At 57.2% G+C, this 15,304-nt stretch carries 12 protein-coding genes and 1 tRNA gene; 5 read left to right on the top strand and 8 right to left on the bottom strand.

The window, feature by feature from the left end:
- Window positions 1-18 precede the first annotated feature (18 nt).
- The 3 genes from BN3002_RS03720 to BN3002_RS03710 are packed head-to-tail and all read right to left on the bottom strand — an operon-like array spanning window position 19 to window position 3,138.
- Window positions 19-942, bottom strand: coding sequence for a carbohydrate ABC transporter permease (locus BN3002_RS03720; protein WP_058236650.1), 924 nt, complete (start codon window positions 940-942; stop codon window positions 19-21).
- Window positions 932-1,849 (bottom strand): carbohydrate ABC transporter permease, encoded by a 918-nt coding sequence (locus tag BN3002_RS03715; RefSeq protein WP_058236649.1) that lies wholly within the window; start codon window positions 1,847-1,849, stop codon window positions 932-934. Before BN3002_RS03715 ends, BN3002_RS03720 begins: the two co-directional genes overlap by 11 nt.
- A gap of 11 nt (window positions 1,850-1,860) precedes the next feature.
- Window positions 1,861-3,138, bottom strand: coding sequence for an ABC transporter substrate-binding protein (locus tag BN3002_RS03710; protein WP_058236648.1), 1,278 nt, complete (start codon window positions 3,136-3,138; stop codon window positions 1,861-1,863).
- Between the two features lie 237 nt (window positions 3,139-3,375).
- Here BN3002_RS03710 and BN3002_RS03705 point away from each other — a divergent pair, with 237 nt between their 5' ends.
- Entirely contained in the window at window positions 3,376-4,542 is a 1,167-nt protein-coding gene (locus BN3002_RS03705; protein WP_141757395.1) for an ROK family transcriptional regulator, read from the top strand.
- 40 nt (window positions 4,543-4,582) lie between these two features.
- The gene (locus BN3002_RS03700) at window positions 4,583-5,914 is read left to right on the top strand and encodes an alpha-L-fucosidase (protein WP_058236646.1); all 1,332 of its coding nucleotides are present in this window, start codon (window positions 4,583-4,585) and stop codon (window positions 5,912-5,914) included.
- Between the two features lie 83 nt (window positions 5,915-5,997).
- On the opposite strand, the gene rpsA is transcribed toward BN3002_RS03700, so the two are convergent.
- Both rpsA and polA read right to left on the bottom strand, forming a co-directional pair.
- Complete coding sequence (rpsA, locus tag BN3002_RS03695; protein ID WP_058236645.1) at window positions 5,998-7,455, bottom strand: 30S ribosomal protein S1; 1,458 nt, start codon at window positions 7,453-7,455, stop codon at window positions 5,998-6,000.
- Between the two features lie 185 nt (window positions 7,456-7,640).
- Window positions 7,641-10,502 carry a DNA polymerase I gene (gene polA, locus BN3002_RS03690; protein WP_257525457.1) on the bottom strand — a complete coding sequence of 954 codons (2,862 nt, stop codon included), beginning with the start codon at window positions 10,500-10,502 and terminating at the stop codon, window positions 7,641-7,643.
- Window positions 10,503-10,520: 18 nt separating this feature from the next.
- On the opposite strand from polA, the gene BN3002_RS03685 reads away from it, so the two are divergent.
- Complete coding sequence (locus BN3002_RS03685; protein ID WP_257525456.1) at window positions 10,521-11,003, top strand: PaaI family thioesterase; 483 nt, start codon at window positions 10,521-10,523, stop codon at window positions 11,001-11,003.
- Window positions 11,004-11,157: 154 nt separating this feature from the next.
- Window positions 11,158-12,015, top strand: a complete 858-nt coding sequence (locus BN3002_RS03680; RefSeq protein WP_058236644.1) for a YsnF/AvaK domain-containing protein — start codon at window positions 11,158-11,160, stop codon at window positions 12,013-12,015.
- Window positions 12,016-12,091: 76 nt separating this feature from the next.
- Here BN3002_RS03680 and BN3002_RS03675 read toward each other — a convergent pair whose 3' ends face one another.
- A complete protein-coding gene (locus tag BN3002_RS03675) occupies window positions 12,092-12,697 on the bottom strand; it encodes an ANTAR domain-containing response regulator (RefSeq protein ID WP_058236643.1) in 606 nt (201 codons plus the stop codon).
- A gap of 65 nt (window positions 12,698-12,762) precedes the next feature.
- On the opposite strand from BN3002_RS03675, the gene BN3002_RS03670 reads away from it, so the two are divergent.
- Window positions 12,763-12,836, top strand: a tRNA-Leu gene (locus BN3002_RS03670).
- Between the two features lie 497 nt (window positions 12,837-13,333).
- Here BN3002_RS03670 and BN3002_RS03665 read toward each other — a convergent pair.
- On the bottom strand, window positions 13,334-13,558 hold the full coding sequence (locus tag BN3002_RS03665; protein ID WP_058236642.1) for a hypothetical protein: 225 nt from the start codon (window positions 13,556-13,558) through the stop codon (window positions 13,334-13,336).
- A gap of 280 nt (window positions 13,559-13,838) precedes the next feature.
- Window positions 13,839-15,296: a pyruvate kinase gene (gene pyk, locus BN3002_RS03660; protein WP_058236641.1), complete on the bottom strand. Its 1,458-nt coding sequence runs from the start codon at window positions 15,294-15,296 to the stop codon at window positions 13,839-13,841.
- Window positions 15,297-15,304: the final 8 nt, after the last annotated feature.

Below are 15,304 nucleotides of genomic sequence, written 5' to 3'. Positions count from 1 at the left end.
CTATTTCACCAGTTCTGTTTAGCGACCACCCATGCCGGACATGGCGATACCTTTAATCAGGTGTTTCTGAAGAATCATGACCAGGACTGTTGTCGGGATCATTGAAATAATCGCTGCAGCAATCTGCAGATCCCATCGCGTCCCGGTCTGGCTTGAGAACGAGGCAAGACCAATTGGCAAAGTTCCCAAGCGCGAGTAGTCGACGGTCACAATCAGCGGCCACAGGTATGAGTTCCAGAAAGACATAAATGTGAAGACCGCCAGCACGGCGATTGCCGACTTGGTCAAAGGAAGAATGATCTGAACGAACGTGCGGATCGGACCGGCACCATCAACACGTGCCGCTTCTTCCAGTTCGAATGGGATACCGCGCATGAACTGACGCATCAGGAATGTGCCAAATGCGCCGAATGCGAATGGGAAGATCAATGCCTGATAGGTGTCAACCCAGCCAAACCATTTCATCACGGTGAACATCGGAACGACCAGAACTTCCTGCGGAACCATCATGGTTCCGAGGAACAGGACGAAGACGAGTTCTCGCCCGCGCCAGCGCAGTCGACTGAATGCGTAACCGGCTGTCGCGGATACGAACAGCACCAGCAGCGTTCCTGCGATTGAGACGATGAAGGAGTTCTTAATGTAGGTCAGGAACGGGCCGTAGGTGAAAACTTCGAGGTAATTGCTCCACCGCAGCTTCTCACCAACCAAAGTCGGGGGCATCGAGAAAATCTCGTCCTTCGACTTCAGTGATGAGAAGAATGCGTAGATCAGTGGGGACGCAAAGAGGATGGCTGCGAGCCATACGGTCGCATTTGCCACGATGTCCTTGACGCGCGAGGGTTCACCGCCCAGAAGTCCGGGCTGACTGTGCCTGTTGGCAACCTGCTTTTTCTGTGTCCCCTTCTGGGGTGCCGTGGTTGTTGCGACATCAGTACTCATAGTGGACCCACCTCTTTTGAGCCTTGAACTGGAAAGCTGTGACCAGGATGACCAGAATGAACAGAATCCATGCGCCGGCAGCTGCAACACCGAGCTGCTGGAACTTGAAGCCCTGGTTGTAGATGAACATGACCAGCGGCAGCGTTGCGTTTCCAGGCCCACCACCGGTGAGCATCTGCGGCTGGACGAAGACCTGAAGTGAGGTGATGATCGTCATGACTGCAGCGAAGAAAATTGACGGCGACATCATGGGAAGGATGACGCGGAAGAGCATCTGCGCTCCCTTGGCTCCGTCGAGGCGTGCTGCCTCGATAACGGGTTCGGGAAGCTGCTCGAGTGCTGCTGAGAAGATCAGCATGTTGTAGCCCACGCCCTGCCATACCGACATGACAACGATCATGACCATTGCCCATACGGGATCAGCAAGGAAGTTCGGCAGTTGGAAACCGAATACTGATACCGCTATGCCGTTGAAGAGACCCTGAGGCTGGAGCAGCATCTTCCAGACCAGGACGTTGGCAACCATTGGCGTGACGACCGGAATGAAGAAGAGAACGCGGAAAGCGTTGCGTCCCTTGATTCTCGGGCCGAGGAGCAGTGACAGCGTCAGTGCGACAACGATGTTGACAGGTACGTAGGTAACCGTGAAGATGATGGAATTTCGCAGAGCAGGATAGAAGTCAGGATTTTGACCTGACAGCAGGTTGCGATAATTCTCAAGGCCAATGAAGGTCCGTTCGCCAAAGGCTGGCCAGTTGAACAGACTCATCACGACCGACAGGACGACGGGAACGACTGTGAAGAGGCAGAGGCCCGCAAGCGCTGGGCTGACAAAGCCCAGCGCTTGACGGGACTCAATCTTCCGCAGTGAACTCCGCCGATTCGTGACGGCAGGTTGTGCGGTCATTGCGGTCAACCTCACTTATTGCCAAATTGTGCCTGAGCTTGCTCAAGCATCTGAGACATTGGCGTCTGGCCAGTGTAGACCGACACGAGGTTGGGCTGAATGTAGTTGTTAACCTGCGACCACACAGGGGCGGAGTTCTGACCCTGCTGATCCTTGAATGCAGCGTCGAATGCGGCCTTCACTTCTTCCCGGACAGCTTCATCGAAGGAATCGAAGTACTGCGCCTGAGATTCGATACGTGAGGGGTAAGAACGGCCCGAGGAGCTCAGGAGGTCCTGTGCTTCCTTCGACACCAGTGAGCCCAGTACCTTCAGTGCGGCGTCACGGTTGTCACAGTTGGCCGAGATACCGAAACCGGAGCCAAGGATAAGGCCCAGAGATCCGTTGTCTCCCTGAGGAAGACGTGTTGCGCCGGCCTTGAAGCCTGCTTCGTTGTTGAAGTAGCCGTAGGCGTTCCAGGTGCCGTCCACAGCCATTGCAACGTTGCCGTTCTGGTACTGTTCTTCGCCCCAGCCAGCTTCAGATGCTGACGGGACCGGATCGGCAACCTTTTCCGTCAGAACAAGGTCGGCATACCATTCAGCGGCCTTGACGAAGTCAGGGTTCGTCAGGTCGATGTTGCCATCAGCGGTCACAGGCTGGGTGCCGGACAGTGCGATCGGCAGTGCCATCCATTGGAATTCACCCATGCCGATACCGAAGCCCTTGTGCTGGTCGGTCGTGGTCTTCTTCACAGCTTCATTGAAGTCGTCGAAGGTCCAGTCCAGGGTCGGTTCCTTCGCACCGGTTTGAGCGAACATGTCCTTGTTGTAGAAGACCATCATCGCTGACACGTCGTAGGGAATGCCGTACAGGTTGTCGTTGAAGGTCATGATGTCGAGGGCTCCGTCGGTGAAGTCCTCTTTCTTGATACCTGCTTTTTCAAGGTCTTCATCTGTCAGCGGTGACAGTGCCTGATAGAAGCCCGACAGCTTCTGCCCGTTCATTGAGGTGATGCACGCCAGGTTTCCTGACGACATGTTCGAGGTGAGCTTGGTGAAGTAGTCGCCCCATGAAGCGGTCTGTGTTTTCAGCTCAATATCCGGATTCTGTTTGCGGACGATGTCGGCAGTTTGGCTAATCCAGTCCAGATCATCGTCGGAGCCGCCCCACATATCCCATGTGATCGATCCGCCTGATCCATTCCCAGATGCCGATGCGTTGTCACCGCCCCCAGAACATGCAACGAGGGAACATGTCATACCTGTAGCAAGTAGCGCCGCTGCTGCTTTTTTCTGTAGAGATTGCATTAAGAGACCTTTCTTCGGTGAGTCCCACATAGGACTTGACCTGTGTATCGAGATGCTGATTCCAAGAAGTCTTCGCGTCGTCAACGATACTTCAGCCTTCTTTTAACGGCATCGAAGAAACTATCATCGTTTCCAATAGAACTATATATGACTTTCTAGTAAAATTCGAACCAGACAGGTAACAAATCGATGACGTAGTCCCGCTGTCCGATCCTTCAAACCGAAAGAAGCGTCCTCTTGACGAACCAGACATTTACTCCACAGGAGACAAGCACAACTGATGCGATGATTATCGAAGCGGTTGCAAGTGGTTCTGCGACGACACGTTCAGACCTCTCGACTCTCCTTAAGTTATCGCCTTCTACCGTTTCGGTGCGAGTGCAGGCACTTCTCGAGAACAACGTGTTACGTGAGGCCGGAGCGGGTAAGTCCAAAGGTGGCAGGCGTCCTCAGGTTCTTGAGACGGCTGGCACCCCCAGCACGTTCGCCGCCATTGACATGGGCGGCGCCCATGTTCGCTTCGGAGTGTTCGACACGCAAGGGAACCTTCTGGCCTCGTGGGAAGCGTCTCTTGACCTGTCTTTACCGCCCCGGGATGTTCTGTCCAGCGCCCTTGACTCACTTACAGGGGCCGATCTGGACGTCGACCTTGACGCGACGCTTCGTGGCATCAGCCTTGGCGTTCCGGCACCTGTGAACCAGGAACTCCAACGCATCGACGTCGGGGCACGCATGGCAGGGTGGACTCACTTCCCTATTCGCGAATGGATGGAATCTCACATCGATGTGCCCGTCGCGGTCGAGAACGACGCGAACCTCATGGCATTGGGCGAAGCCCGTCACCATCCGGAAATCGAGCGCTCCATTACCGTTAAAGCTGGTGCCGCCATCGGCAGCGGCATCGTGGTGGACGGAAAGATCTATCACGGCGCCTCCGGCATGGCAGGTGACATTTCACACGTGCGCTCCCATCGCAGTACTGACCGGCCGTGTGGATGCGGAAATATCGGGTGCCTCGAAACGATCGCCTCTGGAGTCGCCCTCGTGGAGCGTGCACGCGCCAACGGGATGTCGATCACCTCGCTACCCGAACTTGTCGCGCGTGCGCACGAGGGTGATTCAGCGGCGACCACTTTGATACGCGATGCCGGTCGCGCGCTCGGTGAAGTTCTGTGCAGCGTGGTCGGTTTTGCCAATCCTAATGCACTGTTTGTCGGCGGCAGGCTTTCCACGCTGGAGATCTTCATCGCCTCCATACGCAGTGAGCTGTACGGCGGATGCCACCCCCTCGTCACTCGCAACTTGCTGATATCGCAGGCAACTCTGGGCGCTGACGCCGGTATCTACGGCGGCTTTGAGCTGATTCGAGATACCGTCTTTCATCTTCCTGACCTCATTCATTAAGACCACCGAAGAAATCAACAAATGACAAAGGATAGTGTCCATGATTAATTTCGAACATCGCACCGGCCCGGTTTTCTCTCCTGAGCCAACCTACCCACAACGCGATGTGCCCGACTGGTTCCAGGATGCCAAACTCGGCATTTTCGTTCACTGGGGTCTCTACTCTGTTCCCGCCTGGGCATCGCTGCCTGAAGAAGGCGTACAGCCCGATGACGAATACGCAATGCATTCCTACGCCGAGTGGTATGCCAATACAGTGCGGATTCCGCACAGCCCGGCGCATATTCGCCACAACAAGAAGTACGGAATCGGAACCTCCTACGAGGATTTTGCGCACATGTGGCACGCGGAGAAGTTCGATCCGCGCGCGATGGTGGATCTTTTCGTTGAGGCAGGTGCGCGCTACCTCGTTCCCACAACCAAGCACCACGACGGTTTCTGCCTGTGGAACACGGACACCACGAACTTCTCAGCCGCGCAGCGAGGCCCCCAGCGCGACATCATTCAGGAGTTTCATGACAGTGCGCGCGAGGCGAAACTCAAGTTCGGCGTTTACTTCTCGGGCGCCCATGACTGGCACGTTGCGCATTTCCCGCCGATCGAATCGGACAGAGATCTGTTCGTCTACCGTCGCAATGACCCTGAATTTGCGCGCTACGCGGCCGATCAGCTGCGCGAGCTGATTGACCGCTTCCATCCCGACATTCTCTGGAACGACATCGAATGGCCCGACAGCGGAAAATCGAATGAGGATTACGCTCTGGCCTCGCTTTTCCGCAAATACTTCTCGACTGTTCCCGATGGTGTCGTGAACGATCGTTGGGGTATTCCCTACCATGGCTACCTGACGCGCGAGTACAGCATCATCGACTCAGTGATCCCCGAGCCGTGGGAAGCAACACGTGGTCTGGGGCATTCATTCGGCTACAACACCAATGAAGACGAGAACAACACCCTGTCGGCACCAGCCCTGATTGATCTTCTCGTCGACACTGTCTCCAAGAACGGCAATCTGCTCATCAATGTCGGACCACGCGCCGATGGCACGATCCCGGAGCTCCAGCAAAACTCGCTGCGCGGCCTGGGACAGTGGTTGAAGACGAACGGCGAGGCGATCTACGGCACGCGCGTCTTTATCGATGCTGACAGTAGGAAAGCCTCGCAACGCTACACGCGCAATGATGGTGAACTCTTCATCTTCGTGGATCCTTCTCAGCGCAGCGACGTTGAGATTCCGTCAGGGTGCCCGAGCGATGCGTCTGTTCGCTGGCTCGGTAATTCGTCACCGGCTGAGCGCAACGGTCTCGCGGTACAGATTCCGGACAGCCTACGTTCAGGTTCCCTCGCGGTGTGCGCAGTGCGCATGAAGTAGGCACCACCGTCGCTGTCATATAGAAAGATCCCGACTCGCTTCGCGAGTCGGGATCTTTCGTGCAGCTTCTTACCGCATCAGCATCAGTTGTTCGTCAGCTTCTCGCGCAGAGCGGCGAGTGCCTCATCCGATGCCAACGTGCCGGAGTTGTCAACCGGCGAGGAGTAGGACGCCTGTTCCTCGACTGACGGAGCAGCCTCTGCGTCTTCTTCCAGCGCCTTGGCAACCTGGGCACGGTGGGCTTCCCAACGGGCGTGCGCTTCGGCGTACTGGGCTTCCCAGGCCTCGCGCTGCTCGTCGTATCCTTCCATCCATTCCTGGGTTTCCGGATCGAAGCCTTCAGGGTACTTGTAGTTGCCGTTTTCGTCGTATTCGGCAGCCATTCCGTACAGTGACGGATCGAAGTCTTCCGATTTCGGGTCGACGCCCTCGTTGGCCTGCTTAAGCGACAGCGAGATGCGGCGACGTTCCAGGTCAATATCAATGACCTTGACGAAGACCTCTTCACCGACCTTGACGACCTGCTCCGGCATCTCAACGTGGCGCTGGGCGAGCTCGGAGATATGGACAAGGCCTTCGATTCCGTCCTCGACGCGCACAAACGCACCGAACGGAACGAGCTTGGTGACCTTACCGGGCACAACCTGGCCGATTGCGTGGGTACGGGCGAATGCCTGCCACGGATCTTCCTGGGTGGCCTTCAGGGACAGGGAGACGCGTTCGCGGTCCATGTCGACGTCGAGGACCTCGACGGTGACTTCCTGGCCGACCTCGACAACCTCTGACGGGTGATCGATGTGCTTCCAGGACAGTTCGGAGACGTGCACCAGGCCGTCCACGCCACCCAGGTCGACGAATGCGCCGAAGTTGACGATCGAGGAGACGGTGCCGTTGCGGACCTGTCCCTTCTGCAGGGTGTTGAGGAAGTTGGTGCGAACCTCGGACTGCGTCTGCTCGAGCCATGCGCGGCGCGACAGGACCACGTTGTTGCGGTTCTTGTCGAGCTCGATGATCTTGGCTTCAAGCTCGCGGCCGATGTAGGGCTGCAGGTCACGCACGCGACGCATCTCAACCAGGGATGCGGGCAGGAAGCCGCGCAGGCCGATGTCGAGGATCAGGCCGCCCTTGACGACCTCGATGACAGTGCCGGTGACTACACCTTCTTCTTCCTTGACCTTTTCGATCTGGCCCCATGCGCGTTCGTACTGTGCGCGCTTCTTCGACAGAAGCAGGCGGCCGTCCTTGTCTTCCTTCTGGAGTACCAAAGCTTCGATCTGATCACCCACCGCGACGACGTCATCAGGATCGACGTCATGCTTGATGGATAATTCGCGTGAAAGGATGACTCCTTCGGTCTTGTAGCCGATGTCGAGGAGGACCTCATCGTGGTCAATCTTGACGACTGTTCCCTCGACAATGTCCCCATCGTTGAAGTATTTGATGGTCTTGTCGATGGCGGCGAGCAGGTCTTCTTCAGACCCAATGTCGTTCACTGCAACCTGAGGCGTAGAGATGCTCGGCTGCTCGGTGCTGGTGGTCATGTAGTTATGTACTCCGAAACGGACGATCTAGTAGATGGACAAAATTGAGTGTGTCCGTCAGTCACCGCGAAGGCAACTGACACACACCCGAGAAAGTTTACCAGTTCAGGATCAAAGATCTACCCTCAGCTCCTGAAAAGATGTGTGAGCAGTGACATATTTGACCAATCTCACAACTGGTGCACTTAGTGAGCAGCTTCTTTCCATGAATGGCCGATCCCCACCGCTACATCCAGCGGCACGCGCAGCGCCAGCACCGGGTGTTCGGCGCGCGTATGGTCGGTGGCTTCCTCCTGGCCGGTGGGTTCCACATCGCCATCGTCATCGGATTGCGGGGCGCGAGCAGTCTGCAGGCCATGCGGCAATGGAGGATAGGCCATGTTCTCACGTACCAGCTCTTCCACGTGCACAGCTTCTCCCTCGGCTATTTCAAGAATCAATTCATCGTGAATCTGCAGCAGTATGCGCGAGCGTAGTTTCTCGTCGCGCAAGGCACTGTCGACTCCAACCATCGCGATCTTGATGATGTCGGCTGCCGATCCCTGGATCGGCGCGTTCAGTGCGGCACGCTTGGCTATTTCACGGCGCTGACGGTTGTCGGAGATGAGATCGGGCAGGTAGCGGCGACGACCGAACATTGTCTGGGTAAAGCCATCCTTCTGGGCCTGCTCCACGATGCCGTCCAGGTAGTCACGCACGCCGCCGAAACGCTCAAAGTAGCGTTCGCGCAGCTCCGCCGCCTCCGGCACACCGATTCCGAGCTGCGCAGACAGACCGTACGATGACAGCCCGTAGGCCAGACCGTAGGAGGTGGCCTTGATGCGCGAACGCTGCTCGGATGTCACCTGATCGACAGGCGTGTCGAACACCATCGACGCCATCGTGCGGTGCAAATCCTCACCCGAGTTGAATGCGTCAATCAGTCCTTCATCGTTGGACAGGTGCGCCATGATGCGCATCTCGATCTGCGAATAGTCCACGCTCATCAGGGACTGCCACCCCTCCCCTGCAACGAACGCGTGCCGGATGCGCATGCCGTCGGGTGTGCGCGCGGGGATATTCTGCAGGTTCGGTTCCGACGAGGCGAGCCGCCCCGTGGCAGTCGCAATCTGAGAAAACGTCGTGTGAATCCTGCCGTCATCAGCAATCGCGCTGTGCAGGGACTGCGTCATCTGGGACAGCTTGATGCGGTCGCGGTGCGTGAGCAAATGCTCCAGGAACGGGTGGCGCGTCTTCGCGAACAGTGTCTCCAGCGCTTCCGCATTCGTCGTGTACCCCGTCTTCGTCTTCTTGGTCCTGGGCATATCGAGTTCATCAAACAGGACCTGCTGGAGCTGCTTGGGGCTCGACAGGTTCACCGTGTGGCCGATTGCGTCATAGGCGCGTTGCGCAGCACCTTCAACAGCTTTCGACAGCTCCTGACGTTGCAGGTCGAGTTCCTCACTGTCAATCGCGATCCCCACGTGTTCCATGCGTTCCAGCATGCGCGCGACAGGCTGTTCCACATCGTCAAGCAATGTTCGTTCATCATCATTCATCGCCCGCCTGAGAGCATCAGCCACATACGGCAGGACGGCTGCGCGCTGCGCCATCTGTCTACGCGCCGCAGCCTGTTTCTCCTCCGATTCACCGTCCAGATCCAGCATCTGCTGACCGGATTCTTCCTCTTCTAGGGCCGTGATGTGCACGCCCAGATACTGCTCAGCCAGATCGTCGATCGCGTAGGAGCGCTGCTCGGGCCGCAGCAAGTAGGCGCCCAATGCAACGTCGAAGGTCACCGGCAGGGTCTCCACGTCCCAGGCGCGCATCATATGCACCAGTGTTTTGAGGTCATGGGCAATCAGGGGTCGTGTCAGGTGCGCCAGCCATTGCGTGCACTGAGCCGTCTGCTCGGTGGTGACCTCTCGAGCATCAATGAGGAGTACCTTCATGCCGCTCGCGATCGCAAGATGTTCCAGGTCAGGCAGGGGCGGGTTCGCGACGCCTTCGCACCAGATTCCCACTGACGTCTCTGCCTCAAAGGTTGCAAGGACCTGCTGGACATTCGTGTTCGCATCGGCTCGGATAATTTCCACGTCATCAAGGATGAGTGATTCTTCCGCGCCACCCTCGTCGGCCGTGCTGCCCCCGGAATTGACGAGGGCGTCCGGAGCAGAGGGGTTGAGTGCGATCGATGCGACCGAGACGATCTCGCGGCGCGTGCCGGGTCCGAATTCAAGGCTGTCGCACAGACTCATCGCCTCTGAATGCTCGGTGGGACGACGGTAAAGGTCATCGAGGGTGATTCCCAGATCAACGTCAGTGAGCAGGCGGTTCAGCGAGCGGTTGCGGCGCACGTCATCGATATGGGCGCGCAGATCTGTTCCGCGTTTGCCACCGATCTCATCTGCGCGAGCCAGGACATTTTCCAGTCCGTCGAATCTGTTAATCCACGTGGCAGCGGTCTTGGGGCCGACGCCAGGCACTCCTGGCAGATTGTCGGCGGTCTCCCCCACCAGCGCGGCAAGCTCCGGGTAACGCTGAGGCGGCACGCCGTACTTCTCCTCAATGGCTTCCGGTGTCATGCGACGCAGGTCCGACATCGACTGACCGGGGTACAGAATCGTGACGTGTTCGTTCGCCATCTGGAAGGCGTCGCGGTCACCTGATGCCACGACAACATCCAGCCCCTGTTGAGACGCAGTATGTGCAAGGGTGGCCAGAATGTCGTCAGCCTCTATATTGTCTTTGCGCAGACGGCAGATACCCATGGCTTCCAGGAACGCGTCGATCAGATCAACCTGTCCGTGAAATTCAGGAGGGGTCTCATCGCGCGTGCCTTTGTACTCCGGGTACTTATCCGTGCGGAACGAATGACGCGAGACGTCGAAGGCAACAGCGACACGTGTCGGATTCTCATCCTTGAGGATCTTCGTGAGCATGCGGATAAATCCGAACACAGCACTGGTGTCCTGACCGGTCGAGGTCTGGAAATTACCCGAACGCATCGCGTAAAACGCGCGGTAGGCCATCGAATGTCCATCAATAATCAGCAGTTTTCCGTCCACACATGACACCCTAGAGGTATGAGCGAGACGAATCACGCCAATGACACACATTCACATCAATCTGATGACCATCAGGAATCTCACAGTGACTATGGGCCGACGATGGTGGGTCAGCATTGGCCAGGGACGCTGATGGAAGCGATGGGCATGGAAGTGACACAGTATGGCCCTGACTGCACGTCGATCACAATGCCGCTTGAGGGCAATACGCAGCGAATCGGAATCCTGCATGGCGGCGCATCGGCGGCTCTGGCTGAGACAGCGGGATCGCTTGCGGCGGGAGCACATGCCTACAGTGTGGGCGGCCCGGATGCCTACGTGGTGGGCGTGGAGCTGTCCATCTCGCATCTTCGAGCAGGCACCAAGGGGCCGATTACGGCGACGACCCGTGCGGCCCATCTGGGTGGCTCATCAACGGTTCATCTGGTCTCGATCACCGATGGAGATGAACGCCTCATCGGAACCGCACGTATTTCCAATCGTGTGCTGAAGCGACGCTGACCTCGAACTTTAGCGAGACTGACAAAAGCGACGAAATTACGCGGTCTACACCTCTTGAGTTCACTGAGACGAATGCCACAGACACTGTTAATCTCATTTTTGGGATAGGGACTTACGTCACACCTACCTAAACTCCAATTGAGAGGACATTGTCATGACCACACACTCAATCGAAGAACTTGCCAACGCAATAGCTTTCGACTCCAACGGCGACAAGCTGGGCGACGTGAAGCAGGTATTTACCAACGATGCGACGGGTGAGCCCGATTTCATCGAAGTTGCTCACGGCCTCTTTGGCATGGGCTCCAGCCTTGTCCCACTGCGTGGATACCGCCTCGACGAGGAAGGCCTGCACCTCGCGTTTGAAAAGGATCGCATCAAGGATGCGCCTGACCTCGCTGATGAAGGTCACCTGACTCCTGAGGATCAGGACACACTGTACCGCCACTACGGTGTCGGTTCTCTGGCCGATGGTGCAGCACCGATCGAGGACCAAGCTCCGCGCACTGCACCGGAATCAGACGTTCCTGCCGCCGCCCCCGTTGCGCCTGTGGCAGACGAGGAAGTTCACGAGGAGGATCGCGCCGCTGAGGCTCGTCACCTGGCTGACCAGGAGCCGATCCACGACGAAGCAGACCAAGGCGAAATCATTCGTTCCGAAGAACAGCTCAACGTTGCCAAGGAACGCGTCGCGACTGGTGAAGCTCAGCTCCGCAAGACGGTCGTCACCGAAACCGAGACTGTCGAGGTTCCCGTCGAGCGCGAGGAAGTACGTGTGGTTCGCACCCCCATCAGTGAGGAAGAGGCAAAGAACCTGGATGGCCAGGACATCTCCGAGGGTGCTGCTTCCGTGACCCTGCATGAGGACCGTGTCGTTGTCTCCAAGGAGAGCGTGCCTGTTGAGCGCGTGTCACTCGAGACGCAAACCGTTCAGGACACGCAGACCGTGTCAGAAGACCTCAAGAAGGAGCGCATTGAAAGCAACGTCGACGGCGAAGAGCGTCTCGACTGATTGAGCGCGACTCTCACTCAACAATGCGGGTCTTGCAACTTCGTGCAAGACCCGCATACACATATCTCAAGCAGTCTCAGTCATCCACCTGATCGATCACTGCGTCTGCGACCTCACGCATGGACAGGCGACGATCCATGGACGTCTTCTGGATCCATCGGAACGCCTCAGGCTCAGTCATGTCCATCTTTTCCATCAGGAGTCCCTTGGCGCGGTCAACGCGCTTGCGCGTCTCGAAACGCTCCGACATGTCGGAGATTTCTTCTTCCAGTGACTCGATTTCACGGTGACGGGACAGGGCGATTTCAACTGCGGGAATCAGGTCGGCAGGGCTGAAAGGCTTCACGACGTACGCCATAGCTCCTGCGTCGCGCGCACGTTCGACCAGTTCTTTTTGTGAAAAGGCAGTCAGCATGACAACAGCGCAGGAGAGCTCTCGCAGAATCTTCTCTGCAGCTGTGATGCCATCCATTTTGGGCATCTTGACATCCATCACACACAGATCAGGAGTGTCATCCTCGTTGTCGGGCTCCAGTGCCAGCCGAACAGCCTCTTCTCCGTCACTTGCCTCTGCGACGACGTCGAAACCTGCTGCGGTCAGCGTCTCGACAATATCAAGGCGGATCAGGGATTCGTCTTCAGCTACTAACACTTTTCGCGGCTTGTTTTCGTCTGTGCTCATCTGAAATTCCTTCAATTGGTGTCTGATCAATAAATATCTTATCCTTGATGAGCACGTTCGCGTGTGCCCTGGTAGCCCAATTGGCAGAGGCGGTCGGCTCAAACCCGGCTTGTTGTGGGTTCGAATCCCACCCGGGGTACAGAAGTATTCGGCATTATTCGGCTGAAAACTCCCTCGACGAGGGCGTTTGGGGTGCGTTTATCACACCAGTTGGAATCACCCTTCTGAGCTGTGTTTCACTGCAGTATCCGCTCGTAATGGGATGGAAAAAGTTTTGCAGCAGGCTACGACAATGTGAATGTCTTTTCACCCCCGAAGCAAGAAAGATCTCACTCGATACGGCCGAGAAGCAGGGCAGCGCCGTGGACCAATGGAACACAACCGCTGCGCCTGGTCTCATTCCCAGCAAACTGACAGGTGGAATGAAGTATCTCCCAAGAATCGTTTCTTATGCTCAAGCTATCCGAGCCGGACAGAACATGAAGCACGACACGTGCTGGTGCGACTGGCCGTTACGCTCGGGGATCTGAAGGAAGGGGCTCTGTTTTCGAAGGACTCGCACTGTGTTGATGGGATAGTGTTGGGGGTCGGCCACATGTGGCCGACCCCCAACACTGCGTCTGTGGTAGCTTTCCCTTATGCAGCTTCAATGAGTTCAAGACCCAGAAAGTCTGCTGCAGCGATGCGGCTGGCAGGCACACGCAGAGCCTCGATGGCGCGACGTACGTCGCCGTTCGTGAAATCAGCAAACCACGGGCGTACCGCATTGGAAAGTTGATCAAGCAGAACGTTGTTTGCCTGCCGATCCGAATTCCGGTCATGGACTGACACGGTCTTTGCATTGCGATCTTCAATTGTCATATTTCTATCCTCTTCTTCTTCCTCACGCCATAACGGGGTATGTACTCTTTGCGCACAGGCCGCCCCGTCAGGCATTCAGTTCTCAATCACACTCGCCCACCCCTCATCAGGTGGAAAGTGTGAAGTCATATCAGCGCAACTCTCAACACCAGGTTGACAGTTTGCATCCACGTCAACGATAACACATCATCGGGTCGCGTGAGAATAAGCCTCGGCGGCCGTTAGAGAAAACGTCCTCCCCGCAGCATCGCCGTTGATGCTGACGGCTCGACGCGATCATCTACTGTCTGCCCAGCATTCCGACTCGGCCACCAATGGAGTAATCAATATCGTCACCCACTGAGTGAACACGAATCAGGTTCGACGAGCCCGACACGCCCGGCGGCATACCGGCCACGATGACCAGCTGGTCACCCTGCTTACACAGCCCGGCTGTCTGTGAGATTTGATCGACCTGCCAGACCATGTCATCGGTGTGCATCACCGAGGGCACACGGTAGGTCTGCACTCCCCACGTCAGTGCCAACTGCCTGCGTGTCTCTTCGAGCGGCGTGAAAGCCAGCATTGGGATAGGGCTACGCAGACGCGCCATATAGCGCGCCGTCATTCCTGCCTGCGTGAAGGTCACCAGGAACTTCGTATCGAGCTTCTCTCCCACTGACACGGCGGCCTGGGAGATCACGGCCGAGCGGTCTGCGATGAAACCACCCAACGGCGCGATGCGCTCACCACCGTTTTCTTCGATGTTCTCCACAATGCGTGCCATCGTGCGTACAGCCTCGATCGGATACTGACCAATCGACGTTTCACCCGACAGCATGACGGCATCAGCACCGTCAAGGATCGCGTTCGCACAGTCCGATGCCTCAGCCCTGGTCGGACGCGGGTTCTTGATCATCGACTCCAGTACCTGGGTCGCAACGATAACCGGCTTGGCTGCCCGGCGTGCCAACTCAATGGCGCGCTTTTGAACCAGCGGCACAGCTTCAAGCGGCATCTCCACACCCAGGTCACCGCGCGCCACCATGATGCCATCGAAGGCGTCGACGACCTCCTCGAGCACCTCAACCGCCTGCGGCTTTTCAATCTTCGCGATGACAGGGCGCCTGCGGCCTTCCTCGTCCATGATCGCGTGCACTTCGTCAATGTCGCGGGCGTTGCGCACAAAGGACAACGCAATAAAGTCCGCACCGATCCTCAGTGCCCACCGCAGGTCATCGCGGTCCTTTTCCGACAGCGCCGGCACTGACACCGCAACACCCGGAAGGTTCAGGCCCTTGTGATCGGACACAAATCCGGGGACCTCTACCTTGGTGGTTACGTCGGTGTCCGTTACTTTCATGACACGCACGGCGACGTTTCCATCGTCGATCAGGAGACGGTCACCAGGACGACAATCCCCCGGCAGGCCTTTGAACGTCGTGCCGACGCGTTCCTTGGTGCCCTCGACATCTTCAGTCGTGATCGTGAAGGTGTCTCCCATCTCAAGGAACTGCGGGCCGTCCTTGAATGTCTGCAGACGAATCTTCGGGCCCTGGAGGTCCGCAAGAACAGCTACGGCCCGGCCCGACGTCATCGCTGCACGACGCACACGCTCAATGACACGTTCGTGTCCTTCGTGAGTTCCGTGTGAGCAGTTGATACGGGCCACATCCATGCCCGCGTCCACGAGTGCCTGTACTTGTTCGGCAGATTCAGTGGCTGGGCCTAACGTACACACGATTTTTGCTCGACGCATACTCTTAC

It is taken from the genome of Actinomyces ihuae (assembly GCF_001457875.1).
Lineage (GTDB): Bacteria > Actinomycetota > Actinomycetes > Actinomycetales > Actinomycetaceae > Pauljensenia > Pauljensenia radingae_A.
This window is presented reverse-complemented; position numbering and strand designations above follow the sequence as displayed.